We start from the raw sequence: 25,929 nt of genomic DNA on the forward strand, positions 1-25,929 counted from the left end.
TACCACTTTTGCTTCTTCTTTACCTATTTACTTCTTTTTTGTATCGTTCCGCCATCTCTTCCAGTGAAGCAGCCTGAATCTTAGATGCATATCCTACCGAACCGAATTGGACAATCAAGGCTCCTACTACCTCTTTTACCCCTTTTTCGATACAATTTACAATATCCGCGACATCCTCATCAGGTATATTTCCGGTCATTACAGTCTCCATGATCGGAGGCAAGAATGCTCTCGGATCAAACTGATCTGCTTTCTGCTCCAGTAGATTCCAAATACCTCCTATAGAAGCGCTTTCTTTTTTGCTTGGATGATTTACGAAATACTCCCTCATATTTCTCGTAACTGCCAAACGTATATCGGTATCTACATTGATCTTTCCAATGCCATGAGGGATAACTTCCTGCAGTTGTCGAATATCAATACCGTGCGCATTGCTAATCTTACCTCCTAGCTCATTGATTTCTTCCACAATATACTGGGGTACAGTGGAAGAACCATGGGAAACCAACACACCAAAGATTCCTTCATGCTTTAGGTTCTCCATTGAAGCAATCGCAATCTCTTTTCTCAGTTTTGCTCCTACTCCCTTGGCAGCCCCATGCTTCGTCCCATAGGAAATCGCAAGACAATCCACACCCGTTTTCCTGAAGAATTCACAGACTTTCATAGGGTTGGTGTAAGTAGATGATTCGGAAAACACATCATCCTCCACGCCGGCCAAAACTCCCAGTTCCCCTTCTACGGTTACGCCTCTCGGATGTGCGTATTTTACTACCTCGCGTGTTAATTCCACATTATCATCAAAGGCATGGTGTGAGCCATCGATCATCACAGATGTATATCCGTTGTCTATCGCTACCTTTACCGATTCAAAATCCTTCCCATGATCTAAGTGAAGCACGATGGGAATAGGAGAATTCTCTCCATATTTTCTTACTGCATCTGCAATATTCTTTGCACCTATTTTTTTGTCTTCAAGTGTTGCATTCATAAAATCGGTTTTTCCGCCCATGAAGCCGTTTGCAAGGTCGGCTCCCTGCAAAATTGCAGCAGATCGGAACATTTCATGCACCTCAATAACTGCCTTGCCCTGCGCAACAGCATTCACATTAAATGCGCCATGTGCGAACCCGTATTTATGTGTGGCCTCCAACAGAGGTCTCAAAGGTATGATTGGCATATTAAACTCCTCGCTTTCAGTGATGAATAATCATCATAATCCAAACTATTTCATCATTAAATGTACCGCTGCTGTCTTAAAGGTTTTAGGCAGTGCAAGAATATCAGGATTTTTACCTGCATACTTTTCCGCATCTTTTAATGCTTCTTCAAACGTTGCTCTGGTCTTCATTCCCATCCCACGTGCATATCCCGGTTCCTGAGCGCCTACAATGTAAATGGCGGAACAATTCATCTCTGCAATATGACCGCATGAAATCATTGAAAACGCATGATACGGATGGTATCCGTAATTAAAACGGTATTTGTCGATATACTCTTGCTTATTAGACAGATAGTCCCCATATTTTTCAACATCAGGAAGCGTATTGTGATAATCGCTTTGGAACAGGTCGTACACTTCTCTATACGCCGGAAACTCTTCATCATGGAAATATCCGTTGCAAATAGATGAACAAATCACTACGCAATTATCCTTCATTACTCTTTTATGCCTTATAATATTAGCAGAAACAGCTTGCAGCATTAAAATCGGGTTTGTTCCCATACCGTTTCCATAATGGAAAAACTGGGGCATTCCAAAAACCATCACATCATATTTCTTTTCAGCCCACGGAACATAGGTCCTTTTATCGGCCACTTCCCATGACAAAGGCTGTATTTCCTTCGCATACCCTGTAAAAACGGCAATTTGCCTTTGGTATGTGTCCAGTACGGCATCACAAGTAAAAAATTTCTTGCCCATACATTTTTCCATGTGTTGTCCAATCGCATCAAATTTCTTACGCATCAAGCTGTGATTATTTACCGGTGTAAAATCATCCCGGTGCATAACGTGAGGTACATGGTGTGCTCCTATGCACTTCCAATGGGTAATACCGGTTGAACAATGCTTGTATCCGCCGGAGTATCCCCCATAAGGATTACCCAAAGTATGACCGATAAGTACTGCCATATCCGACTCGAATACTTCTTTATTCATGATGACATGACTACCGTAGTCATCTCTCCCCAAGTCTACAAGATTATCCCAGTCTTCACTGTCATGGTTTACGATTTGATTGCTCCACCAAAATTCATTGAATACCTTTTCACCCAGTATTGACTTAATCTCTTCTTTTGTATTCTTTCTATGCAGTCCATTGCTGCAGATCAGCTTGATATCCTTCTTCTCTACACCGGCTTTCAAGCATTCTTCTATGATAATGGGAATAGATGTCTTTCTGTGGGAAGTCTCTTGAAATCCTCCCTTTACCCTGTCGGGGAAAATAATCGTTACTTTTGAACCTTTTTTTACTTGTTCAGCAATAGGAGGAACACCAATAGGGTTTAAAATAGATTTCCGGGTTTCTTCTTCAATGTTTTGCAATAACGCAGGGTCCGGCACGGTTTCTCCCGGAATAAACACATCGGTATTATCCGGCAGATTTGCCTCCATTAGTCCTTGCCCGTATTCAAATGATAATTTCATTAATAATCCTCTCCTTATTTTTTCATTTTTTCCGGTTCACAGTGATAGATAAAAAACTTTAAAGTTAGAAATAATCTTACCAAATGCCACAGACGAGCCGTCCCCAATTAGCATTCCTGCTTATATGCTCCAATCTGTAATTTTATAGCTTTTATCTATAACAGTTCACAGTAGAGATAGCGAATTCCGTGAACTGTGAACTGTAAACACAACATAATATACTTATTAATCTACATACTTTTGAATGATATTCCTTAATCCTTCCGGCTCAAATGCGATAGGCTGCGTAAACTTGGTCAAGGCTACCAAGCCTCCTCCAATGCTTTCTATTTTAGAGATCATGCCTGCATTTTCTTCTTTTAAACCTCCCCCGTAAACAACCACAGGGTAAAAATCATACAATTCCTTTACAACCCACTTAATGTATTCGGAAACAAATGCAATATATTCTCCATCCGGTGGTGTTTTCCCCGGCCCGATTGCCCAAATTGGTTCATAACCGATCACAATCTGCCGTTCATCTAATTTTTCCTGCACACCCTTTAACCCGATTTCCAACTGCGATTTTAATACTGCTTGAATTCTCGGCTTTTGCTCTTCAAAAGAACCTTCCCCTTTTTCGTCTGCAGTTTCACCTATACAAAGCAAAACATCTATTCCGGAATCCAATGCGCACAGTACTTCTTCATTGATCAAGCCATGCACAGCATTTGCCGCCTTTTCTCCCAATACATTCGAATCATTACAAGCAGGCTCAAATTCGCCTATGATTTGAAGTTTGTCCCTGCGTTCTTCCGAATGCCCTATAATCGACCAGGTGCAGCCGATACTCTTGGCGGCAGCTGCAGGAAGATTAGTAGTAAACGCACCGAAATTGCCGCCCGGTGCAATATTCTGCCGAAACACACCCTGACATCCTATATGAATATTCTTGGTTTCATCTTCAGCATACTCAGCCAATTTCTCGATCGCACTGATTAATAATGCTTCAGGCAGCAGATAAGTGACCTGTATATCTTGAAGTTTTCCCAGACCATATTTTACACTTTCATCCATAACCCATTCGATCCACTCCCGCGGGTTGTCCATGGGACATATGCCCCCAAGGCGTTTAGCTACATCAAAGCGTTTTAAATTTACAAATATTTGTTTCAATACTGTTCCCTCCTCTTAGAAATCTTTGATTTATATATTATCTGAATTCCGCATACTCAGGCAGCGGACCTCCGATAAGTCCTTTACAGTATTCAATAAATGCAGGGGTAACATCATTGCCTCTTGTATTGATAAAATGATCAGGGATAATTTTTTCGTGCATCATCACTTCTTCAATTGGAATAAGTGCTGCTTCACATTGATACGGCTGGTCGGAAATCCTCTTAAAACCAACCATCTTTCCTGTTTCTCCGCTGATAGCCGCTTTTGCTGCAAGTGCACCGGCTTGTATCGCTTCTTGGCGGTCAACATTCGATTGCAATGTAGTAGAGGCTCTGCCTAATATACCCGGCTTCTCATTTCTCGCCTTAATCCCCAGTTCCTTGATAACAAGTGTTGCCAGGTGCGCGCTTACATCTCCAAAGTATACATCCCGACCTCTAGTAAAGATAGGATCTACAATGGGTTCACCTTTCGCATTCTTTAAGCCTTCGCTGACTACCACAACTACCCCGCCCAATTTTTCATGTACTGCTTTTACATCTTCTAAAAACTCCTTTTCACTGAATGGTCTCTCAGGCAAATATATAAGATGAGGAGCATCCCCTTCCTTTTTCCTTGCCATGGCGGATGCTGCAGTTACCCACCCCGCATTTCTGCCAAGCGCCTCAATGATGCATACATGAATAGGCATTGATTTGATGTCCTGTGCTACTTCTGCCACAGAAACCGCAATGTATCTTGCAGCACTTCCGAATCCCGGACTATGATCGGTAACAGCGATATCATTATCCATGGTTTTAGGAATACCTATTACCTTGATATCATGCTGCGCAGCGAACTTATATATTTTCCCGCAGGTATCCATGGAACCATTCCCGCCGTTGAATAACAAATACTTTATATTATTTTTCACCAATGTTTGTACAATCTTTTCATAATCTTCCTCATATAATTTTGTCCTAGAGGTTCCGATTGCTGAGGCAGGCGTATATGGAAGAAGTTCCAGCTTTTGTTGAGGCTGTTTCTTAAAATCTATAAAGTCCTCTCTTAGGATACCATCTACTCCTCCCAATGAACCGTATATAGCATCAACCTCTTCACATTTTTTGGCTTCCTCAATCGCACCGTAAAGTGAGGCATTGATCACTGTTGTCGGGCCTCCGCCATGTGCTATCAATAGATTTCCTTTCATGTCATTTCACCACCTTTCACAGTATCTTCTCGTACTATGGTTATTTTATTCTTATTCACACGTAATACCTCTTTTGCTATTTTGCCCCAAACCTTTGGATATAGCTCAAAAAAAATATTTGCCCTTATATATAACATATTCTACATAAACTTTAAAATTCCTTCTCACTCCAAACGTTTGGGTAAATTTTTTTTATTTTTCCACTTAATTTGTATTTAGAAGCAAAATTTCTCTACCCTTTTTATTATCCCAAATTCTTCGGAATCTCATCATTAACTTTGCTTGCCCCGCAGCTTTCGCGTACTACCAGTTCAAATGGCAAATCTACCCTCACAGGTAAATCATGCCCGTTTTCGATTCTATCTATCAGCATTTTCACTGCAAATTTACCTAATTCTTCTTTAGGTACATGAATGGTTGTTAGCCCTGGTCTTAAATATGCTGCAATATCAATATCATCCAGTCCCATTACTGCAATGTCTTCTGGAATACGTAATCCCTCTTCATGGATGGCTTTCATTACACCGATAGCTACAACATCATTTGCTGCAAAAACTGCACTCGGCCGATTACTGCACTTTAGCAACTCTTTCATGCCTTTGTATCCTTCTTCGGTGCAAAGCTCGATATTTCGCACAAAACCTTCACACACTTCAATCCCGTGTTTTCTCATCGTATCTTGGAATGCCTCAAATCTATGCTCATTGACTACATTTATCTTTTGGGTACCCGGAATAGAACCAATATATCCTATATTTATGTGCCCCAGCCCGATTAGATGTTCTATAGCACTAGCTACTGCTTTATAAGCATCACAAATGATTTCGTCAAATCCGGCATTTACATAATTTAGCCCGGCGTAGACAAGATTCTTAATATTATTCTTGAGAAATGCCAAAAACTCTTGATCAAAACGCCCCAAAACAATAGCCCCATCAACTCTGTTGGCGGTAACATTATTATATAGCGCGGATTCATTCATATCACATGAAGAGAAGGAATACCCCATGACATACCCCCGTTTTGCGGCCTCTGCCTGAATGCCCCTCGCAATCTGTGAGAAGAAGGGGTCGTTGTAGGTATCACGGGTAGAGGTAAATATACACCCGATAGCCTTTGTTCTTGCGTCACCTTCACCTTCTTCCTGCCCCTTGATTAGGCTTCTCGCATTCAAGTTAGGTACATACCCCAATTCTCTAACAATCTTCCATACTTTATCGGTTGTTTCTTTGCTTGCAGGCTTTGTTTGGTCGTTATTTATGATCCTGGATACTGTAGAAATGGATACTTGTGCTTTTTCTGCAATATCTTTTAGTGTGACTGCCATATTGTTTTCTCCTCAAAATAATTATAGTTCTTTTATATTAATATATTCTACAGAAAACACAAAAATCCTGCATTCTTCCAAACGTTTTCGTAAAATTTATTTACGTCTGTTATTTTTATCTATATATGTTCGCGTTCATGTGAATCTTCCTTCCAGCAAAATAATGAATTTAATCTTGTTTATATTTTTATTATATGTTTTAAAAAAATAAAATAAAATAAAGTATCAAGTTTTATAATACTTTCCAAGTACAAAAAACAGCCACCCTATGTGAGGGTGGCCGAAATATATAAACTATATTCTTTTATACTATATACTAGCAATATGCTTTAATCTTTCCACAATAGGTAAATGCTGTGTACAAATTGCTTCGCATTTACCGCACTCAATGCATTCTGATGCTTTTTCCTTCGACAGTCCCCAGTGAAAATTTAAGCGGTCTTTAATAGCACCCGGCTTTTTATTAAGTATGTACATGTTATACGCATCCATGTATTTTGGAATCTGGATATCTTTAGGACATCCCTTACAGTACTGACAACCTGTACAAAGCGAATCTAATGACTCGTTCAATTTTTGTGACATAAGCGCTATCTTTTCGTCTGTCATTTCGCCAAAATTCTCTCCTGCTTTAACATTTTCTTCTACTTCTTCTACGGTTCCCATTCCCGGCAACACTACGGTAATCTCTTTATGAGAAGCATTAAATCTTAGAGCAGCTTGTACCAAGGTATCTTCTTTACTTTCTTTTATAAAGGAATAAAACGCCGGATTTTGTGGAATAATACCTCCACCTAAAGGATTCATCGTAACCACTCCTAATCCTTTTTGATGGGCAGCCTTTATCCCCTTTTGCCTGAATGCAAAGTTGGTAGCATTGTATCCTACAGTGATTCCTTCAAAATAACCTTCATTTACTATGGTTTCAATTTCTTCTCCATTGGCATGGGTCGAAAAAACAATATGTTCAATCAGACCTTCTTCTTTAGCCTTCACTGCACCTTCATATGGGCCGCCCGGTGCCATAACTTTTTTATATTGCCCCATATTTAGGATACACCACATATTAAAAAATGTGATCTTCTCCACTCCCAGTCGCTTTAAAGACTTATCCACTCTTCTTCTCACATCATCAGCAGTTTTCTCATTCCATATCGCACTTTTTGTTGATACATAAAAAGGATTGGGCAGATTTTTAAATGCTATACCCATTATATCTTCACTTTTATCATTGCAATAATCCGGAGCCGTATCAAAGTAATTTATACCTAACTCACTCGCTCTTCTAACAATCTCAGCGCACTTTTCAAGAGATTTAGTATAATCTTCTTTTCTGAAGCGCATCCCCCCAAATCCTATTGCAGATACTTTTTTCCCCGTCATTCCGTATTCTTTATACTGCATCATATATCCTCCTCTTACTTTTGGATGCAACACTTATTATCAATAATATCTTGCATTTCTAATATTAATTACATAATAACAAAAAGAAATGGAAGTGTACAAGGCTTTTCTTCCATTTCTTTTCATTTAAATTAAACGGATATTTCATTGTCAGGCATGTCAGTATTAAAATGCCTCTGCTTTTTAAAGTATGCTTCACGCTCAAGATATCGTGTCATAACGTGTTTTAAATCTAATACATCATTCATTTCAAAAAAGCCTATTTTGTCATATATAAATCGTACTGCTTTCAGTGCACCCAATGCAAATGCCGTTCTGGAGAAGGATTCATGAAGAATTTCAACTTTATCATACTCTCCTGCTAAAATCACCCGATGCCTTCCTATAATGCCACCTGCTCTGACTGCGTGAATAGGTACATCATTATAGTCCAAATCCCGAAGATTTATATCATTATTATTAATAGACATCCCTTTTAAAACTTCATTTGCTATCTTCTTTGCACTACCGGAAGGAGAATCTTTTTTGCTCTTAAAATGCGATTCAATAATCTCACAATCATAACCTTCCAATATACTTGCCGCTAAATTCGTCAACACCATTAATACATTTATCCCTAATGTTACATTAGGCGTATGTACAATAGCGGTCTTATTATTTTTCGCAATACTCATTAATTTTTTAGACTGGATTTCGGTAAATCCTGTTGTACCCACCACAATACGTACTCTCATCGCTGATAATATTTCCGCGTTCCTAATAGTCGCTTCCGGGTGAGAAAAATCTATCGCGACATCTGGCTTATACTTAAATATATTCTGCTCTAAATTGGCACAACTATCTATAATAATCCCCGTATCACGTGAGTTTAATATTTCGCCAAGATCGTGACCGATTTTATCACTGTTTTCGCTACATACCGCCATAACAAGTTCTATATCTTCCTGGTCTAATAATACTTTTGCAATCTCTTTCCCGGTTCTACCCAAACCAATAAGACAAACTTTAATAATATCAGCCATCCTGATCCCTCCTATTTAATAACTATACACCATTATAATATAAATCAACAACTTTATTATACTACACAGGTTGTTACTTGTCAATATCTGTGTTGTAGATCCTAATAACACTTATTTGCTAATAATATTGCGTTTTTAGTATGGTTTTGAAATTTTAGGCAACTATTATTAATTATAAGAATTAAATACTTTAAAACTACAACATAATTATGTATAATAACTACTGTAATTATTAATAAATGGAGGCTTCAAATGTCAAAACACGGTTTACCTTCAAGATATCAGCAGATTGCACTAGATATTGCACAAAGAGTGGTTAACAAAGAATTTAATATTGGTGAAAAAGTTCATGGTCGCTCTGTACTTGCCAGTATGTATAATGTATCGCCTGAGACAATACGAAAAGCAGTCGCATTGTTGCAGGATATGGACGTACTTCAAGTAAATCAAGGAAGCGGAATCGTAATAAATTCTGTCGATAGAGCATATAACTTTATTCAAAGATTCAAGTATCTTGACTCGATAAACTCTTTAAAGCATGACGTCGAGAATTTAATAGAGCAAAAAAAGCAAATTGATGAAGAATTTGAGAAAAAGATGAGTAGTATCATAGAATATTCTGATAAACTAAAAAACTTGTCTCCTTACAATCCGGTTGAAGTCGAAGTCTCTGGAAACTCACCTTTTGTCGGTAAAAATATTTCTGAATTAAAGTTTTGGCAAAATACCGGCGGTACCGTTGTAGCACTTAGAAAAGGCCAGCGATTAATTGTATCTCCTGGGCCATATGCTGTTTTAGAAGAAGGAGACACTATTGTAGTCGTTGGCGGAAATGATATTCTGAGAAATGTGGAAGCATTCTTAAATAAAAAAACAGAAGCTGATTAAAATTAGCTTCTGTTTTTTTGTTGAACACCACATATTAAAAACCCGTTAACAATTAATAGTGAATAATTAATAATGTTGCTGAAATATTCCGTATTTCTTGTAGTTAATAGTCTTTTACTCTTCGTTATTCACTATTGATGACCCTATACTAAGAATAAGTACACCCACGGAAGGCGGAGTTCATTAGGTCCGGGTGCTTGCGGACGGCCCTGGAGCTGATGCCTGACTCCACCTAAAGTCTGGCTACCCTCTTTCGGAAAGAGTAACGACCTTTCTTATCCTTCTTCTTTTGACCCCGGCAGGCAAGCCTTGCTGGGGACTTTTTTAGGAAGGGATGGAACCCTATCCCTAAAAGCTATAGAATAAACCTGGAAGCCAGGTTGATAAGGCTGGTGCAAAAGACACAAGCAATAGAATGGGGAGAGCTCCAAACAGCAGGAAGGGAAGGATGGGATTCACCAGCTTGTGAATCGGCACATCACATACCCGCGAGCAGGCCATCAGGCAGGTAGCCATCGGAGGTGTGATAGAGCCAATGCCGATAGAGACAAACACGATCACCGCAAGCTGAATGGTATCAATCCCACAGGCGCTAGCGATAGGTGTGAGCAGTGGCACCAAAGTAAGAATGATGACATTGCCATCCAGGAAAAAACCGATCATGAATAGCAGCAAGTCAATCAGCAAAATCAGGCCAATCTTATTGTTTGTAATGCTAAGCATCAGTTCAGCCACCAACTCAGGAATGTGATTTACAGTCATCAATCGGCTGAAAATCAAAGTCATAGGGAACATAACAACCAAAGCCGACACATCCTTGGTTCCTTTGGTGAGGACCCCAAACAGTTGCCTGATTGTGATTTTTTTGTAGACCAGCACTCCAACCAGAGCTCCGTAAAGACAAGTGATTGCGCCAGCTTCCGTTGCTGTGAAAATACCGCCATAAATACCACCCAAAACGATGACAGGCATGAGGACGGCAAACGTCAGCTGGATCCAGAACTGCATCGGACTGAGTTTCTGCAAATGTGTTCCATCCGCTCCGCTCTCCGGCGGAGTAGCAGAGGCCGAAGGACGCATCCTATTAGTATTGGTCGCGGCCAATTCCGGATGGTAGTATTTGTGATAAACTAAGCGGTTGATGACGAGGTAGAGCAACGTCCATAACACTCCGGGAACAATGGTAGCCATAAACAGAGCGCCAACGGAGGCAGATGTAACAGACGCAAAAATTATGGCATTCACATTTGGGGGGATCATGAACCCAAACGGACTGGACGCAGCAATAAGCGCAGCCAGATAAGCTCTATCATATCCCTTTCGCTCCAGCTCTGGTACCATTGCGGTGGACAGGGTGTTGGCCGTGGCCAAGGCAGAACCGCATAGAGCGCCAAAGAAGCAGGATACAACTGGAATGGTAGCTGTCAGCCCCCCTTTGACATTGTGAAGCATTTTGTCTGCTAATTTGATCAGTACATTTGCAATACCGCTGCGCTCAATAAGGGCGCCTCCAACAATAAATAACGGAATTGCTAGCATGGAAATGGAATTTAAAATGTAGAAAGAGTTCGTTGCAAAAGTCCCTGTGCTGGTTCCCATCATGTAAGCGACAAAGAAGGATCCGCCTAAAAACGCTAGCGGGACCGCCACTCCCATGAAAATCAGTGCAAGGATGATAATCGCGGCTAATCCGAAAATCATAACTCGCTCAGCCTCCTCATAGATTTAAATACATTGACCACATAGTAGACGGTCATGCCCAAAGACCCGGCAAAGAGAGAACCATATACCCACCACATGCTGAACCCCACTGCCGCAGATACGGTTCCACGTTCAACGTGTGTCATGGTCAGTTTAAAGGTCAACGGGGTAAATAGCACGCAGATCACTACAGAAATGATCAAGCTAATCAGATGTAAAATTTCTTTGGCGCGCGCTGTCTTGCAGAGATTCTGAAAAAAATCCACCTTCAGCATGTTATCGTCGCGGACAACCAGAATGACCGCCAGCCAAACGAACACAATAAACAGCATGGTAGGCAGTTCCTCGTACCCCTGCAGATTGATATTAAATACATAACGGCTGAAAATGGTCACATTAATCATCAGCATCATGATCATCATCAGTATACCCGATAAGTTGCCAACGATAAATGTTATCCACTTGTCCAGTAACTTCAAGAATTTCATAGCAATATTCCTCCAGCCAATCAAGCTTTTTAAAATGAATGGTGCAGGGGTCTGCGGGTCAGAAAAACTCCGCAGACCCCTGGTTTAGAATCAGTAATCAAACAGTGCGGTTACTCTATCATAAAGTTCAGCGCCAATCAATCCCTTCCAAGAATCGCCCAGAGAAGCGGCATAATCCTGCCACTGCTTCAGTTCTTCATCCGTAGGCTGATAGTAGGTAACACCGTTCTTGTCGAAGAATGCCTCGGACTCTCCCAGCATTTTCACATAGGACTGATACTCTGCCTCAGATGCGTTCCAGGCAGCGTCAATAAAAATCTGTTGATCTTCTTCACTATAGGAGTTGAACTTGTCCATATTCATCATCAGACTGTACATGGTCCACTGAGCCCCTACATAGGAATAATAAGGAGCGATCTCATAGTACTTCTCAATGATATAGGAGGGAACCTGCTGTTCCGTGGCAGTGACCAGCCCATTCTGAAGAGAGGTGTAGAGCTCGCCGGAAGGCATAACAGCAATATTACCCAACCCTCCATAGAAGGTGTTAACTATGGCGTCTTCGTAAGTGCGGAAGGTCTCGCCACTGAGATCCGATGGCACCTTAATCATCTTTTTCGAGGACAAGATATTCCGCTGTAGACCAGTGTTCTGCGCCAGAAGCTTAATCCCGTTGTCGGCATAAAGCTCGCTGTTGATCTTAAATCCCTCTGCCTTAGGATTCGCCATCTTCTCCCGGACCGTGTCAATATCCTTCAAGAGGAAGGGAATACGCTGCCAGGCAAAACGACCATCTACATTGGACATACCGGCACCAAAATGGAAATCAGTCTCTCCATCCTGGATCATCTGGAACATCTCAGCGTCGCTGCCATAGGTAAAGTACCAGAAAATATCGATTTTGTACCGGCCATTACTATTCTTTTCCACTTCTTCTTTAAACTTCAGCAGCGCGTCTCCCCAAGGATTATAGTCGGGTGCAACTGCGGGGTCAAGCGCAGATGTAGTCAGTACCAGCCGTTTTGCGTCCGGATTCGAAGGCTGCGTGTCTCCGCCGGAGACACTTCCCTTAGAGTTGTTAGGCATGGTAACAGTATTACCTTTTCCGCAGTTGACCAGTGAAAGCATCATCATAATGGAAAGCAAAAACACAGTGATCTTTTTCATTTGACTTCCTCCCTATTTATATTATTGTGATATGTCCGCTTGGTTTAGATTCCTCCATATTCGCTCGCTGCTCGCTCCTGACTAATTAGGCCGTCCTTCACGTCGCGGGCCAGCGCGTCCTTATCGCGTTTACCGGGATCATTCCAACCGCCGCCGCCGCTGGTCTGGATGTAGAGCCGATCGTTTTTATAGAAACGTACATGGGCTTTTGAAGGTAGGTTCTCCACCCGCTTATCTGCACGCTCTACTGTAAAGCGAGCACCTCGGGCAGGCTTGCCGCCAGCCAGACCCCAGGGGGGCATATTGACGCGGTCGGAGGCAATGAAGCAGTCCACCTCATCCGTCTGGAATTCCAGCACCCGCTCCATACCAAAGCCACCGCGATGCATACCGGCCCCTTCGGAATTAGGTAGCAGACCATAGCGAATTACCTTTACCGGCATGATAGTTTCCAGCACCTCAACAGGCGTGTTGCGGGTATTGGTCATATGGGTATTGACGCCACTAGTGCCGTCCTGATCAAACATACCTCCATAACCGCCGCCGACCGTCTCGCCATTAGCAAAGTAGGAGTGGGTACTAGCATCATAACCGCCCAACTGTATGCCATTCATGGAACCGCAGGCTGCCGCGCAGGCCTTGTCGGGCACGGCCTGTGCCAGCGCACCAATCAGCGCGTCCACTAGTCGCTGACAGGTGATGGAATTGCCGGAACCGGTTGCAGCAGGGTACACTGCGTTGACCAGCGACCCTTCCGGCGTGATGACATCGAAGCGCCGATACGTTCCGGAGTTGGGCGGGATAGTGGAATCGGTCATTGCCCGAACCACATAGTAGATACAGGCCAGAGCCATCGGCCGCACACAATTAAGCGGGCCTGTAACCTGGGGACAGGTACCGGTAAAATCAATTCGGATCTGGGGACCGCCGGTGGTAACTGCCACTTTGATCTTTAGAGGCTCATCGGTGGTGACTCCGTCTCCTTCCAGCATATCCTCAAATTCAAAGGTTCCGGCAGGCAATTTTTCTAACTCGACCGCCATGCGGCGGTCACAGTAATTTTCCAGTTCTGTAACAGCCTCCAGCACCACATCAACGCCCATCTCATCACATAGCTGTTCAAACCGGCGTTCCCCCACATTGTTGGCCGCGATTTGCGCCATCAGGTCTCCGCTGCTCTCATATTTGGTACGTATGTTGGCGTTGAACATCCCAAAAATCTCAGGATCAATTTTTCCCTGCTTTTTTATTTTGACCGGTGGGAATCGAATTCCCTCATGGAAAATTTCTGTGGCGTTCGGTGTAAGGGAACCAGGCACTTTACCGCCAACATCAACATGGTGGGCCAGATTCCCCACAAAGGCCACTAGCTTCCCCTTATAAAAAATCGGGGAAAAGATGATAATATCCGGCAGGTGAGTCCCACCAATAAAAGGATCGTTATGCATAATAGCGTCACCAGGCTGAAGCGCTGACTTGTCAATATGCTTCAGCGCGCCCTTTACGCCCCAGGGCAGCACACCTGAATGCACAGGGATGTGCTCCGCCTGTGCGATGGTATCACCATCCACATTGAACAGAGCGCAGGAGCAGTCCCGGCGGTCCTTGATATTGGTGGAGTAAGCGGTACGGATCAGCGCCGCACCCATTTCTTCGGTAATCGCAAAGAAGCGGTTACGCATGACTTCTAATGTTATGGCATCCATGACTAATTCTCCCCCTTTATTTGCTCGCATCAACGGCAGCACGGCACGAAGCGTTATCTGCCACCTCAATAATTAAATTTTTCCGTTCGTCCACGACCACCTTATCACTGGGGCCAATCACGGAAGTAGCGCCAGTCTCCTCCACAATGGCCGGTCCAACAAAAGTGTCGCCTACCTTTAGCAGATCGCGGTTGTAAATGCCGGCTTCCATCCACTTGCCCATGAAGTAGACCTTCCGGATGGTAACAGGCATTACCTTGCCATCGCCCCGCTCGCCTTTGGCGTAGAGGTCATCGTTGTCGGCACGACCCACTACAGACAGGCGCAAACTAACTACTTCGATGGGGTCATTTTCCTTTTTAAATCCATAAGACTGCTCATGCGCGGTACTGAAATCGTCCAATAGTCCTTTCCATACGTGCTCATCAATCTTTTGATTGGGTAGTGGAATGGTCAGCTCATAGGCCTGGCCAAAATAGCGGATATCTGCCTTCCTCCGGAAGGTGACTGTGTCCTCAGCAACCTCATCACGCGCCATTTCCTGCCGGGCAGTCTTCTCCAGCTGTTGGAACAGCTGTTCCATGCAGTCATAACTGATGTCCTTCTGGTGCTTGCGGTAAGTACAGACCTCATCGTAGCGGATGGGAGCCACCAGGAGTCCAAATGCAGAGAAATTGCCGGGGGCGATGGGGATGACCACGGTGGGGATCTCAAGGGTCCGAGCCAAATCCACCGCGTGGAGGGCGCCGGCACCACCATAGGGAAGAAGGACAAATTTTCTGGGATCGATGCCCTTTTCCACCGTCATGACACGGATGGCGCGGACCATGTTAGCATTGGCCACACGTAGAATGCCTTCGGCCACCTCTTCCACAATCATGTTGAGATTCTTTGCCAGCTTCTCCTCTATAGCAGCTCTGGCGGCGGGCACATCTAACTTCATCTTACCGCCCAGCAGCTCACCGCCCACACGGCCCAGCACGGCATGGGCGTCCGTCACAGTGGGATCTATACCGCCCTTGCTGTAACACACAGGACCGGGGACGGCACCAGCGCTGCGGGGACCGACACGGAGGGCTCCGCCGACGTCCAGCCAGGCGATCGAACCGCCGCCGGCACCAATGGTGGTAATGTCGATATGGGGGAATTTGACATGGAATCCCTCAATCATGCCCTCACTGGCAATGTCAATATTGCCGTTTTGCACCACGGCCACATCAAACGAGGTACCACCCAGATCCCCCGTAATAATGTTGTGGTAAGGGGTGATCTTGGACAAGAACTCTGCGGCCAGCACACCGCCGGCGGGCCCGGAAAGCAGCGTGTTGACACTGCGGGAAGCGGCCACCTGATCGGTCATCATGCCTCCGGAAGACTGCATGATGGTCAGGGGGGCGGACATTCCATTTTCATCCAGACGTCCCCTCAACTGGGAAACATAGCGCTGCATCCGGGGTTGGACATAGGCATTTATGACCGTGGTGTTCATCCGTTCAAACTCCCGGAACTCCGGAAGAATCTCGCTGGAGACAGAAACGGGAAAATCGGGAGCAATCTCGCGGATAGCTTTCAGAGCTTTGCACTCGTTTTTAGCGTTGACATACGAGTGAAGGAAACAGACGGCGATAGATTCAACACCTTCCTTCATCAACTCCTGAACGGTTTGCTTCAGGCCGTTAACATCCAGATTAGCTAGGATCGCTCCGGTGTGCAAGGTGCGCTCATCGGCTTCCCGGCGAAGATAGCGAGGAATCAGCGGTTCCGGCTTGCGGGCGTGCAGATCATACAACTCCGGTCGACTCTGACGGCCAATATGTAGGACATCACGGAACCCCTTTGTGGTAATCAGCGCAGTGACCGCGCCATTTCGTTCCAGTAACGTATTGGTAGCCACTGTGGTGCCATGGGCCACACCGGTAACACAGTCGGCGGGTACCTCCAGGCTACTCAATAGACTTTTGATTCCATTGAGAACCCCGATGCTTTGATCCTGTGGGGTGGAAGGCATTTTGGCAAAGTACACCTTTCCTTCCTCGCTAATTCCAACCACATCGGTGAAGGTTCCGCCCACATCAACGCCAAGTTTCAATTTGAACATGATAATATCCCTCCTAATAGTAAAAGATCAGCCTTCGTAGTAATTAACTTTCGGCATAAATTTGCTGCCCAAAATGGCGTGAAACTGAGGGTAACGGGATTGTTCCGGCCGTCTGCCCTTCTTTTCAGTGGCGTCGTTTGACAGCCACTGAAGCGGCAGCACGTAGAATAGCGGCGACAGGATCTCATCCATTCCCTCGGGTAGAGGAAGGAATTTGCAATTCAGGTCCATCTCCTTAGCAAGAGCTTTATATCCAATCACCAGAACATGATTTGAATGTTCCTGAGAGAATTGAATCATTCGCTTAGCCCGCTCGGTTCCCGCTCCTCCGTTCACCAGAAAAATTAGATGAGACTCCTGCTCCAGACAGTGGTAGGGACCATGCATATACTCCTCCACGTCATAAACCTCCACAGGGATCCGAACACCCTCCAACATCTTCAGTCCACCCTCCTTTGCCGCTGCGGACAACGGACCGCCACCCAGGATCGTGACAGATGGCGCGGTTTTATATTCCTCCGCCAGCGCTTCTATCTCCTGTCTGGTTTGCCGGAACGTTTCCTCCATCCAATCAGGCACCTGGGAAAGGTCCAGCGCTTTACCTGACAATCGAGCTGCAAATAGATAGAGCATCGCCATGGTAGAGGTAAAACCTTTGGTTTTGGCGCCTACCATCTCCTGACCGGTGCAAGTATCCAGCACCACATGGGCACTGGCGGCTCCCAGATTATCCGGCTCCGCGGTAACAAATACAGTTTTTGCTCCTCTCTTCCGGCTGAGTTCCACACAATTGATAGTGCCAATACTGCGGGCGGTCTGAGATACACCCAAGACCAACGTACTCTCATCCACCCGGTCATGGGGGAAGTAGTAGAGGAACTCGAAAGGAGTCAGTACTTGGACCTCCGCATCCAGCCAGCGGGCAAATGCGTATTTTGCCGCGATTGCCGCATGAAGAGAGGTTCCGGAACCAATCAGATAAATCTTTTGAAATGGTCCTTCTCCAACCGCAGCACAGACACGCTCTACTTGCTCCGGCGCTCTGAAAATCACATTCCGAATAGTGTCAGGCTGCTCAAACATACAACCTTTCATGTTTTGCTTCATTTGTGTTTTTTACCCCCTTTTAAATCTGAACCTGAATATCCTGCTGTTCTATTTGAATGAATGCGTAATTGATGGCGCCTAAAGCGCCAGCGCAGGCGCCTAAACTGGCCAGGCAAACATCCGCCTGAATAGGGGTCATCTGGGATACCTCCTCGCGGATCCGATAGATCACAGTGTTCATAGAATCGGATACACCGCCGCCAATGACCACCTTAGACGGGTTCAGTAAACTGATGGAATTTGCGATCGCGATGGAAAAATCACGGATAAACTGGTCTATAATCTGGACAACCTGCTGATTTCCCTGGCCGTAGGCAAGAAAAAGCTCCTCGGCGGTATATCCATGTTGTCCAAGCGCGGTACCGGAGCATTTGCGCTCTAAAATCCCCTGCATACCCAGACGATTTAGATTTCCATTCTCCACATCCCGACTCTCAAGATAATAGCCGATCTCACCGGCTCTTCCTTGTGCCCCCAGGATCAACTGGCCGTCGCAGACCAAAGCACTACCGATGCCGGTTCCCAACGCAATGAACAACATGTTGTCAACCTGGTCTCCGGAGCCTAACCAGCGCTCACCTAAGGCGGCTAGATTTACATCATTACCGACAAATACCTGAAATGAGAAATGCTGATTCATAATGCGCTGGAGAGGAAAATTGTTCCAGTGCAAAGCTTTGGCCCGAACTACTACACCATCCGCAGTCACTGTACCAGGCACACCAATCCCCATTCCGAAAATATCGTCCTCCTTAAGGCCGCATTCCTGTATGACACCTTGTATGATAGCAACCAATTCATCCACATGGTTTTTGGTGGGCACTTTTACTTGGTATACGATTTCACCCAACAAGTCGGTAATTATAATCATCAGCTTTGTTCCACCAATATCCGCGCCGATGCAATACGCTGACTTTGGATTGAAACCTAGCATTGTGGATGGGCGGCCAACACCAGCAGGAGAGGGACAATCGCCATATTCCACAATCAGTCTTTTTTTTAGCAATTCATCTACAATAGCACTGACAGTTGTCTTGCTCAAGTTGAGTCGCTTCGCAATTTGAGCACGGCTGATAGGCTGCTCCTCCTTCACTGTATTAAGAACCAGTGAACGATTGATTCTGCGAATAAGTTCCAGATGCCCTAAGTTGTTTGTTTTTCCCATAGTGCTTCCCCCATCTTTCTGGCATTGCATGGAGTTCAATACACCAAACATCTGCCTCTTAATAATAAGTATAGTGTACTTACTAATTCGCTCTTAAAAATCCCTCCCTGTTAGGTCTTGAGGAAACGATCTTCATAAGTATTTTTCTGTTTATAAAGATTATAATAGCAAATTTTCAGGTAATAAGTTTAATAATAAGTACAGTGCACTTACTAATATACTTTTAAAAAAACTCGCCGCCTAATTCTCAAGAGAACGAGTTTATTATCTACTTTCTGTTCGTTTAGATTATATCATCAATTTTTTAGGAAATCAATCCTTTTTCATTTAAACATTGCACAAATCATATAGCTTAATTTTGTTATTTTTTCAAAGCAATCTTAGCAGCTCACTTTAAACCTTTTACCTAGATAATAAAAAAGCTAGCCAATACATCATCGTATTGACCAGCTTCTTTTTGGCTCCTCAAGTAGGACTCGAACCTACGACCCTGCGGTTAACAGCCGCATGCTCTACCAACTGAGCTATTGAGGAATATCAGTTCCGGCAACGACCTACTTTCCCAGGAAGTCACCCTCCAAGTATCATCGGCACTGTGGAGCTTAACTACCGTGTTCGGAATGGGAACGGGTGTAGCCTCCACGTTAAAATCACCGGAATGCCATTCAAACTTTGTTTGAATGATTGTACAATGTTTCAATGGACAATGTACAATTTTATTGCTCTTTTCTGGTACTTCATTGTACATTGGATCATTGTCCATTGTACATTTTTTAATGTACCTTCAAAACTATACAATGTAAATCATGAGTACTTCTTTGGAAAAACCTACTTCATATATATCTCTCTTTGTTTACTAATGGTCATTGTACATTGTACATTGTCCATTGTAAATTCCTTTTGGTCAAGCCCTCGGTCTATTAGTATCGGTTAGCTCCATACATTACTGCACTTCCACCTCCGACCTATCTACCACATAGTCTACGTGGGACCTTACTAGCTTACGCTATGGGAAATCTTATCTTAGGGGGGGCTTCACGCTTAGATGCCTTCAGCGTTTATCCCTTCCGCACTTAGCTACCCAGCTGTGCCATTGGCATGACAACTGGTGCACCAGAGGTGCGTCCATCCCGGTCCTCTCGTACTAAGGACAGCTCCCTTCAAATCTCCTGCGCCCGCGACAGATAGGGACCGAACTGTCTCACGACGTTCTGAACCCAGCTCGCGTACCGCTTTAATGGGCGAACAGCCCAACCCTTGGAACCTACTACAGCTCCAGGATGCGATGAGCCGACATCGAGGTGCCAAACCTCCCCGTCGATGTGGACTCTTGGGGGAGATAAGCCTGTTATCCCCAGGGTAGCTTTTATCCGTTGAGCGACGGCAATTCCACTCTCATACCGCCGGATCACTAACTCCAACTTTCGTTACTGTTCGAGGTGTCTCTCTCACAGTTAGGCTAGCTTATGCGTTTGCACTCTTTGCGCGATTTCCGACCGCGCTGAGCTAACCTTTGAGCGCCTCCGTTACTCTTTTGGAGGCGACCGCCCCAGTCAAACTGCCCACCTGACAGTGTCCCATACCCGGATTACGGGTACTGGTTAGAATTTCAGTATCTCAAGAGTGGTATCCCAACGTCGACTCCGACAACACTGGCGTGCTATCTTCTCAGTCTCCCACCTATCCTGTACATGAAATACCAAAATCCAATATCAGGCTACAGTAAAGCTCCATGGGGTCTTTCCGTCTTGTCGCGGGTAACCGGCATCTTCACCGGTACTACAATTTCGCCGGGTACGTTGTTGAGACAGTGCCCAAGTCGTTACGCCATTCGTGCGGGTCAGAACTTACCTGACAAGGAATTTCGCTACCTTAGGACCGTTATAGTTACGGCCGCCGTTTACTGGGGCTTAAGTTCACACCTTCGCTTGCGCTAAGCATTCCCCTTAACCTTCCAGCACCGGGCAGGCGTCAGCCCCTATACGTCGTCTTTCGACTTAGCAGAGACCTGTGTTTTTGCTAAACAGTCGCTTGGGCCTATTCTCTGCGGCCAGGTCACCCTGGCACCCCTTCTCCCGAAGTTACGGGGTCAATTTGCCGAGTTCCTTAACAACGCTTCTCCCGTTCGTCTTAGGATTCTCTCCTCACCCACCTGTGTCGGTTTGCGGTACGGGCACCTAACCAATATATAAGCTTTTCTCGTCAGTGTAGAATCGTCTGCTTCGCTACTTGTTTTCGCTCCCTTTCGCCGCACTCAACCAACGGTGCGGTCAGACTATCTTCCTGCGTCCCTTATATACTTATCGGCTTCGGTGGTTACGGAATTTCAACCGTATGTGCATCGACTACGCCTCTCGGCCTCGCCTTAGCTCCCGACTAACCCTGAGCGGACGAACCTTCCTCAGGAAACCTTAGGTTTTCGACGATTATGATTCTCACATAATTCTCGCTACTCATTCCGGCATTCTCTCTTCTATCTCGTCCACATGTCCTTGCGGTCATGCTTCAACCTGTCATAGAAAGCTCCCCTACCCAGTATTGCTACTGCCAAAGCTTCGGTATAGATTTTAGCCCCGTTACATTTTCGGCGCAGAATCACTCGACCAGTGAGCTATTACGCACTCTTTAAATGAGTGGCTGCTTCTAAGCCAACATCCTGGTTGTTTTAGCAACTCCACATCCTTTTCCACTTAAATCTATTTAGGGACCTTAGCTGTTGATCTGGGCTGTTTCCCTTTTGACTATGAAACTTATCTCCCATAGTCTGACTCCCGGACATCATTTATGCGGCATTCAGAGTTTGATAGGGTTCGGTAACCGGATAAGGCCCCTAGCCCATTCAGTGCTTTACCTCCGCTAAATTAATCCGAGGCTAGCCCTAAAGCTATTTCGGGGAGAACCAGCTATCTCCGAGTTCGATTGGAATTTCTCCGCTACCCACAGCTCATCCCCCAATTTTTCAACATTGGTGGGTTCGGTCCTCCACGAAATTTTACTTCCGCTTCAACCTGTCCATGGGTAGGTCACCCGGTTTCGGGTCGTATACAACGAACTGCGCGCCCTTTTAAGACTCGGTTTCCCTTCGGCTGCGGTGCTTAACACCTTAACCTTGCTCGTTACATACACTCGCCGGACCGTTCTACAAAAAGTACGACATCGCACCTTAATGTGCTTTGTCTGCTTGTAAACACAGGGTTTCAGGTTCTATTTCACTCCCCTCCCGGGGTTCTTTTCACCTTTCCCTCACGGTACTATGCGCTATCGGTCATTAGGTAGTATTTAGGCTTGGAGGGTGGTCCCTCCTGCTTCCCACAGGATTTCTCGTGTCCCATGGTACTCTGGATCCTGCTAGCTCACTTCGGTTTTCACATACGGGACTCTTACCCTCTATGGTCTACCTTTCCAGGTAGTTTTGCTAACCTTCATGATACATATTGCAGTCCGCAACCCCTAAAGTATTGCTACTTCAGGTTTGGCCTCTTCCCCGTTCGCTCGCCACTACTTAGGGAATCGATGTTTCTTTCTCTTCCTCCGCCTACTTAGATGTTTCAGTTCAGCGGGTATTCCTCCATACAGCTATGAATTCACTGCATGGTGACTGGATATTGCTCCAGCCGGGTTTCCCCATTCGGATATCTGCGGGTCAATGGCTATTTGCGCCTTACCGCAGCTTTTCGCAGCTTATCGCGTCCTTCTTCGGCTCCTAATGCCAAGGCATCCACCCTGTGCTCTTATTAGCTTGACCTTTGTTTAGTGAATAGTTAGTAGTGAATAATGAATAGTGTTATTCATCTTCCTACTGCTTTTCACCTCAACAGTCTGGTGTTCTCCTTAAGAATTATATGAGTAAAGTTTTCCTTTAAAATTGTAGTGTAATACAGTGGTTCCACTGCGATTACCCTTTTTTAATCTTTTCCTCATGTCTTTACATTGTTTAGTTTTCAAGGTACATTTGTACTTAACTAATTGTACATTGGATCATTGTCCATTGTACATTAATTAAATGGTGGGCTTAAGTGGACTCGAACCACCGACCTCACGCTTATCAGGCGTGCGCTCTAACCGGCTGAGCTATAAGCCCATATATGGTGGAGATGAGGAGAGTCGAACTCCTGACCCCCTGCTTGCAAGGCAGGTGCTCTCCCAACTGAGCTACACCCCCACATCAGGTTTAGTTAATAGTGAATAACTAATAATGAACAGTTATCTTCTATTAACTTTTGAAAGATCATTTTCTTAGTGACTGCTAACAGCTTCCATTCATAGCTTTTAAACTATTCATTATTCACTATTAACTATTCACTAAAAAGAACTTGGTCTTTCAAAATTAAATAGCGTAAGAGTTCTCGTGAAGATCATACTAATATGATCTATCGACCATAGGATTGGCTCCATCCGTTAATAATTATTAACTATTCGTTATTCACTATTAACTGGAGCTCTGCTCCTTAGAAAGGAGGTGATCCAGCCGCACCTTCCGATACGGCTACCTTGTTACGACTTCACCCCAATCATCAGCCCCACCTTCGACTGCTGCCTCCTTACGGTTAGCTCACAGGCTTCGGGTGTTACCGACTCTCATGGTGTGACGGGCGGTGTGTACAAGGCCCGGGAACGTATTCACCGCGGCATGCTGATCCGCGATTACTAGCAATTCCGACTTCATGTAGGCGAGTTTCAGCCTACAATCTGAACTGGGACCATTTTTGGCGATTTGCTCCACGTCACCGTCTTGCTTCGCTCTGTTAATGGCCATTGTAGTACGTGTGTAGCCCAGGACATAAGGGGCATGATGATTTGACGTCGTCCCCACCTTCCTCCGATTTGTCACCGGCAGTCTCGCTAGAGTGCCCAACTTAATGATGGCAACTAACAATAGGGGTTGCGCTCGTTGCGGGACTTAACCCAACATCTCACGACACGAGCTGACGACAACCATGCACCACCTGTCTTACAGTTCCCGAAGGCACTCCCAAATCTCTTTGGGATTCTGTAGATGTCAAGCCCTGGTAAGGTTCTTCGCGTTGCTTCGAATTAAACCACATACTCCACTGCTTGTGCGGGCCCCCGTCAATTCCTTTGAGTTTCAACCTTGCGGCCGTACTCCCCAGGTGGGATACTTATTGTGTTAACTCCGGCACTGGAGGGGTCGATACCCCCAACACCTAGTATCCATCGTTTACGGCGTGGACTACCAGGGTATCTAATCCTGTTCGCTCCCCACGCTTTCGCGCCTCAGCGTCAGTTACAGTCCAGAAAGCCGCCTTCGCCACTGGTGTTCCTCCTAATATCTACGCATTTCACCGCTACACTAGGAATTCCGCTTTCCTCTCCTGCACTCAAGAACTACAGTTTCAAATGCAGCCCCGGGGTTGAGCCCCGGTATTTCACATCTGACTTGCAGTCCCGCCTACACGCCCTTTACACCCAGTAATTCCGGACAACGCTCGCCACCTACGTATTACCGCGGCTGCTGGCACGTAGTTAGCCGTGGCTTCCTCCTCTGGTACCGTCATGTTTCTTCCCAGAAGACAAAAGTTTACGACCCGAAAGCCTTCTTCCTTCACGCGGCGTTGCTGCGTCAGGGTTTCCCCCATTGCGCAATATTCCCCACTGCTGCCTCCCGTAGGAGTCTGGGCCGTGTCTCAGTCCCAATGTGGCCGATCACCCTCTCAGGTCGGCTACTGATCGTCGCCTTGGTGAGCTTTTACCTCACCAACCAGCTAATCAGACGCGAGTCCATCTTATACCGGATTGCTCCTTTGATCAAACAGCCATGCGACTATCTGATATCATGCGGTATTAGCACATCTTTCGATGTGTTATCCCCCTGTATAAGGCAGGTTACTCACGCGTTACTCACCCGTCCGCCGCTAAAATTGGCATCCGATAAATCTTCAACCAATCTCCGCTCGACTTGCATGTGTTAGGCACGCCGCCAGCGTTCGTCCTGAGCCAGGATCAAACTCTCAATAAAAATTTATTGAACGTTTAATTAGCTCAAAATTATCACTAGCTTTACTTTGTTATAAAGTACGCTAAAGTTTTCTCAAATCATCAATAATTATTAACTATTCGTTATTAATTATTAACTATATTAAACGAGAACCTCTTACGCTATCTAATTTTCAAAGACCAATCAAACATCGACTTTTACTGCCGACTTTTATTATGTTATCACAATAAATTCTTTTTGTCAACAACATTTTCGTTTTTTTACTGTCACTTATCGATGACTCTTTTTAGAGCTTGCCATCAGCGACAGCTATATTAATATAACACAACATGGTTGCCGTTTCAACTTCGGAAAACTTCCATTAAACCTCAATAATATAATCTGTTTTGCATATTTTGCGTTTTTCTTTCTTTTGCGACAGCATTCTTGAATATGCTATTGTTTTATTTTTTTTACTACAACTATTTTGTTTCCTTTTTTATTTCTTTTAAAACAATCGCATAGTGATGATGTTATTATAAGTCCTCGTCCACTCTCATTTAAACAAAATAGTTCTACTTCTGCATCGTAATCCAAAATCTCCTTACCACAGCTTTTTGCACTTTTAATCAGCCCATCTCCTTCATCTTCTACAATAATATATATCTTATTTTCCTTACACACACCTGCCTTAATATATACTTTCTTCTCACTGTCTTGTTTATTTCCGTGCACTACTGCATTTACCAGTAATTCATTTAATATTACCTTCGTTTCAAAAAATGCTCCGTCACTTAAATACATATGCGTTTGAAGAAAAATCATAATTTCTTCAACAGCACCGACAATATACTGCGTATCCGCAGATATCGTAACTGAACAAGAACAATCATTTTTCACTTTTATTCCCACCCTTTTATA

General features: G+C 44.6%; 16 protein-coding genes, 3 tRNA genes and 3 rRNA genes. 1 reads left to right on the forward strand and 21 read right to left on the reverse strand.

Going from position 1 to position 25,929, the window contains the following annotated elements; translation table 11 throughout:
• Positions 1–19 precede the first annotated feature (19 nt).
• The 7 genes from QKW49_RS13370 to dapB form a co-directional block, all read right to left on the reverse strand.
• Positions 20–1,180: a class II fructose-bisphosphate aldolase gene (locus QKW49_RS13370; RefSeq protein ID WP_282863131.1), complete on the reverse strand. Its 1,161-nt coding sequence runs from the start codon at positions 1,178–1,180 to the stop codon at positions 20–22.
• A gap of 45 nt (positions 1,181–1,225) precedes the next feature.
• Positions 1,226–2,650 carry a lactate racemase domain-containing protein gene (locus QKW49_RS13375; protein ID WP_282863132.1) on the reverse strand — a complete coding sequence of 475 codons (1,425 nt, stop codon included), beginning with the start codon at positions 2,648–2,650 and terminating at the stop codon, positions 1,226–1,228.
• Positions 2,651–2,875: 225 nt separating this feature from the next.
• Positions 2,876–3,805: a triose-phosphate isomerase family protein gene (locus QKW49_RS13380; RefSeq protein WP_282863133.1), complete on the reverse strand. Its 930-nt coding sequence runs from the start codon at positions 3,803–3,805 to the stop codon at positions 2,876–2,878.
• 37 nt (positions 3,806–3,842) lie between these two features.
• The gene (locus QKW49_RS13385) at positions 3,843–5,000 is read right to left on the reverse strand and encodes a diphosphate--fructose-6-phosphate 1-phosphotransferase (RefSeq protein ID WP_282863135.1); all 1,158 of its coding nucleotides are present in this window, start codon (positions 4,998–5,000) and stop codon (positions 3,843–3,845) included.
• Between the two features lie 244 nt (positions 5,001–5,244).
• The gene (locus QKW49_RS13390; protein ID WP_282863137.1) at positions 5,245–6,327 is read right to left on the reverse strand and encodes a substrate-binding domain-containing protein; all 1,083 of its coding nucleotides are present in this window, start codon (positions 6,325–6,327) and stop codon (positions 5,245–5,247) included.
• Positions 6,328–6,636: 309 nt separating this feature from the next.
• Complete coding sequence (locus tag QKW49_RS13395) at positions 6,637–7,734, reverse strand: aldo/keto reductase (RefSeq protein ID WP_349239027.1); 1,098 nt, start codon at positions 7,732–7,734, stop codon at positions 6,637–6,639.
• Positions 7,735–7,862: 128 nt separating this feature from the next.
• Positions 7,863–8,753: a 4-hydroxy-tetrahydrodipicolinate reductase gene (gene dapB, locus QKW49_RS13400; protein WP_349239028.1), complete on the reverse strand. Its 891-nt coding sequence runs from the start codon at positions 8,751–8,753 to the stop codon at positions 7,863–7,865.
• A 252-nt stretch (positions 8,754–9,005) separates the two neighbouring features.
• Between dapB and QKW49_RS13405 the strand changes: the two genes are divergently transcribed.
• A complete protein-coding gene (locus QKW49_RS13405) occupies positions 9,006–9,641 on the forward strand; it encodes a TrkA C-terminal domain-containing protein (RefSeq protein ID WP_282863138.1) in 636 nt (211 codons plus the stop codon).
• A 348-nt stretch (positions 9,642–9,989) separates the two neighbouring features.
• Here QKW49_RS13405 and QKW49_RS13410 read toward each other — a convergent pair whose 3' ends face one another.
• From QKW49_RS13410 to QKW49_RS13475, 14 genes are all read right to left on the reverse strand, one after another.
• The gene (locus tag QKW49_RS13410; RefSeq protein WP_282863139.1) at positions 9,990–11,342 is read right to left on the reverse strand and encodes a TRAP transporter large permease; all 1,353 of its coding nucleotides are present in this window, start codon (positions 11,340–11,342) and stop codon (positions 9,990–9,992) included.
• Positions 11,339–11,830: a TRAP transporter small permease subunit gene (locus QKW49_RS13415; RefSeq protein ID WP_282863141.1), complete on the reverse strand. Its 492-nt coding sequence runs from the start codon at positions 11,828–11,830 to the stop codon at positions 11,339–11,341. Before QKW49_RS13415 ends, QKW49_RS13410 begins: the two co-directional genes overlap by 4 nt.
• Before the next feature lie 90 nt (positions 11,831–11,920).
• Positions 11,921–12,997: a TRAP transporter substrate-binding protein gene (locus QKW49_RS13420; RefSeq protein WP_282863142.1), complete on the reverse strand. Its 1,077-nt coding sequence runs from the start codon at positions 12,995–12,997 to the stop codon at positions 11,921–11,923.
• A gap of 44 nt (positions 12,998–13,041) precedes the next feature.
• Positions 13,042–14,703: a hydantoinase B/oxoprolinase family protein gene (locus QKW49_RS13425; RefSeq protein WP_282863144.1), complete on the reverse strand. Its 1,662-nt coding sequence runs from the start codon at positions 14,701–14,703 to the stop codon at positions 13,042–13,044.
• Between the two features lie 16 nt (positions 14,704–14,719).
• The gene (locus tag QKW49_RS13430) at positions 14,720–16,801 is read right to left on the reverse strand and encodes a hydantoinase/oxoprolinase family protein (protein ID WP_282863147.1); all 2,082 of its coding nucleotides are present in this window, start codon (positions 16,799–16,801) and stop codon (positions 14,720–14,722) included.
• 27 nt (positions 16,802–16,828) lie between these two features.
• Entirely contained in the window at positions 16,829–17,908 is a 1,080-nt protein-coding gene (locus tag QKW49_RS13435; protein WP_282863149.1) for an SIS domain-containing protein, read from the reverse strand.
• A gap of 19 nt (positions 17,909–17,927) precedes the next feature.
• Positions 17,928–19,073, reverse strand: coding sequence for an ROK family transcriptional regulator (locus tag QKW49_RS13440; protein ID WP_282863150.1), 1,146 nt, complete (start codon positions 19,071–19,073; stop codon positions 17,928–17,930).
• 458 nt (positions 19,074–19,531) lie between these two features.
• A tRNA-Asn gene (locus QKW49_RS13445) sits at positions 19,532–19,607 on the reverse strand.
• 7 nt (positions 19,608–19,614) lie between these two features.
• A 5S ribosomal RNA gene (rrf, locus tag QKW49_RS13450) occupies positions 19,615–19,731 on the reverse strand.
• Positions 19,732–19,973: 242 nt separating this feature from the next.
• Positions 19,974–22,818 (reverse strand): 23S ribosomal RNA (locus QKW49_RS13455).
• Between the two features lie 259 nt (positions 22,819–23,077).
• A tRNA-Ile gene (locus tag QKW49_RS13460) sits at positions 23,078–23,154 on the reverse strand.
• A 5-nt stretch (positions 23,155–23,159) separates the two neighbouring features.
• Positions 23,160–23,235, reverse strand: a tRNA-Ala gene (locus tag QKW49_RS13465).
• A gap of 290 nt (positions 23,236–23,525) precedes the next feature.
• A 16S ribosomal RNA gene (locus QKW49_RS13470) occupies positions 23,526–25,050 on the reverse strand.
• Together the 16S, 23S and 5S rRNA genes with 3 tRNA genes alongside form the textbook arrangement of a ribosomal RNA operon.
• Positions 25,051–25,464: 414 nt before the next feature.
• Positions 25,465–25,908 (reverse strand): ATP-binding protein, encoded by a 444-nt coding sequence (locus tag QKW49_RS13475; RefSeq protein WP_282863151.1) that lies wholly within the window; start codon positions 25,906–25,908, stop codon positions 25,465–25,467.
• Positions 25,909–25,929: the final 21 nt, after the last annotated feature.

Source organism: Petroclostridium sp. X23 (assembly GCF_030013905.1).
GTDB lineage: Bacteria > Bacillota > Clostridia > SK-Y3 > SK-Y3 > X23.

Excerpts from the sequence above, each read along its gene's own strand:
- QKW49_RS13370 (WP_282863131.1), bottom strand. The coding sequence starts at position 1,180 with ATGCCAATCATACCTTTGAGACCTCTGTTGGAGGCCACACATAAATAC.
- QKW49_RS13375 (WP_282863132.1), bottom strand. The coding sequence starts at position 2,650 with ATGAAATTATCATTTGAATACGGGCAAGGACTAATGGAGGCAAATCTG.
- QKW49_RS13385 (WP_282863135.1), bottom strand. The coding sequence starts at position 5,000 with ATGAAAGGAAATCTATTGATAGCACATGGCGGAGGCCCGACAACAGTG.
- QKW49_RS13390 (WP_282863137.1), bottom strand. The coding sequence starts at position 6,327 with ATGGCAGTCACACTAAAAGATATTGCAGAAAAAGCACAAGTATCCATT.
- QKW49_RS13395 (WP_349239027.1), bottom strand. The coding sequence starts at position 7,734 with ATGATGCAGTATAAAGAATACGGAATGACGGGGAAAAAAGTATCTGCA.
- dapB (WP_349239028.1), bottom strand. The coding sequence starts at position 8,753 with ATGGCTGATATTATTAAAGTTTGTCTTATTGGTTTGGGTAGAACCGGG.
- QKW49_RS13405 (WP_282863138.1), top strand. The coding sequence starts at position 9,006 with ATGTCAAAACACGGTTTACCTTCAAGATATCAGCAGATTGCACTAGAT.
- QKW49_RS13410 (WP_282863139.1), bottom strand. The coding sequence starts at position 11,342 with ATGATTTTCGGATTAGCCGCGATTATCATCCTTGCACTGATTTTCATG.
- QKW49_RS13415 (WP_282863141.1), bottom strand. The coding sequence starts at position 11,830 with ATGAAATTCTTGAAGTTACTGGACAAGTGGATAACATTTATCGTTGGC.
- QKW49_RS13420 (WP_282863142.1), bottom strand. The coding sequence starts at position 12,997 with ATGAAAAAGATCACTGTGTTTTTGCTTTCCATTATGATGATGCTTTCA.
- QKW49_RS13425 (WP_282863144.1), bottom strand. The coding sequence starts at position 14,703 with ATGGATGCCATAACATTAGAAGTCATGCGTAACCGCTTCTTTGCGATT.
- QKW49_RS13430 (WP_282863147.1), bottom strand. The coding sequence starts at position 16,801 with ATGTTCAAATTGAAACTTGGCGTTGATGTGGGCGGAACCTTCACCGAT.
- QKW49_RS13435 (WP_282863149.1), bottom strand. The coding sequence starts at position 17,908 with ATGAAGCAAAACATGAAAGGTTGTATGTTTGAGCAGCCTGACACTATT.
- QKW49_RS13440 (WP_282863150.1), bottom strand. The coding sequence starts at position 19,073 with ATGGGAAAAACAAACAACTTAGGGCATCTGGAACTTATTCGCAGAATC.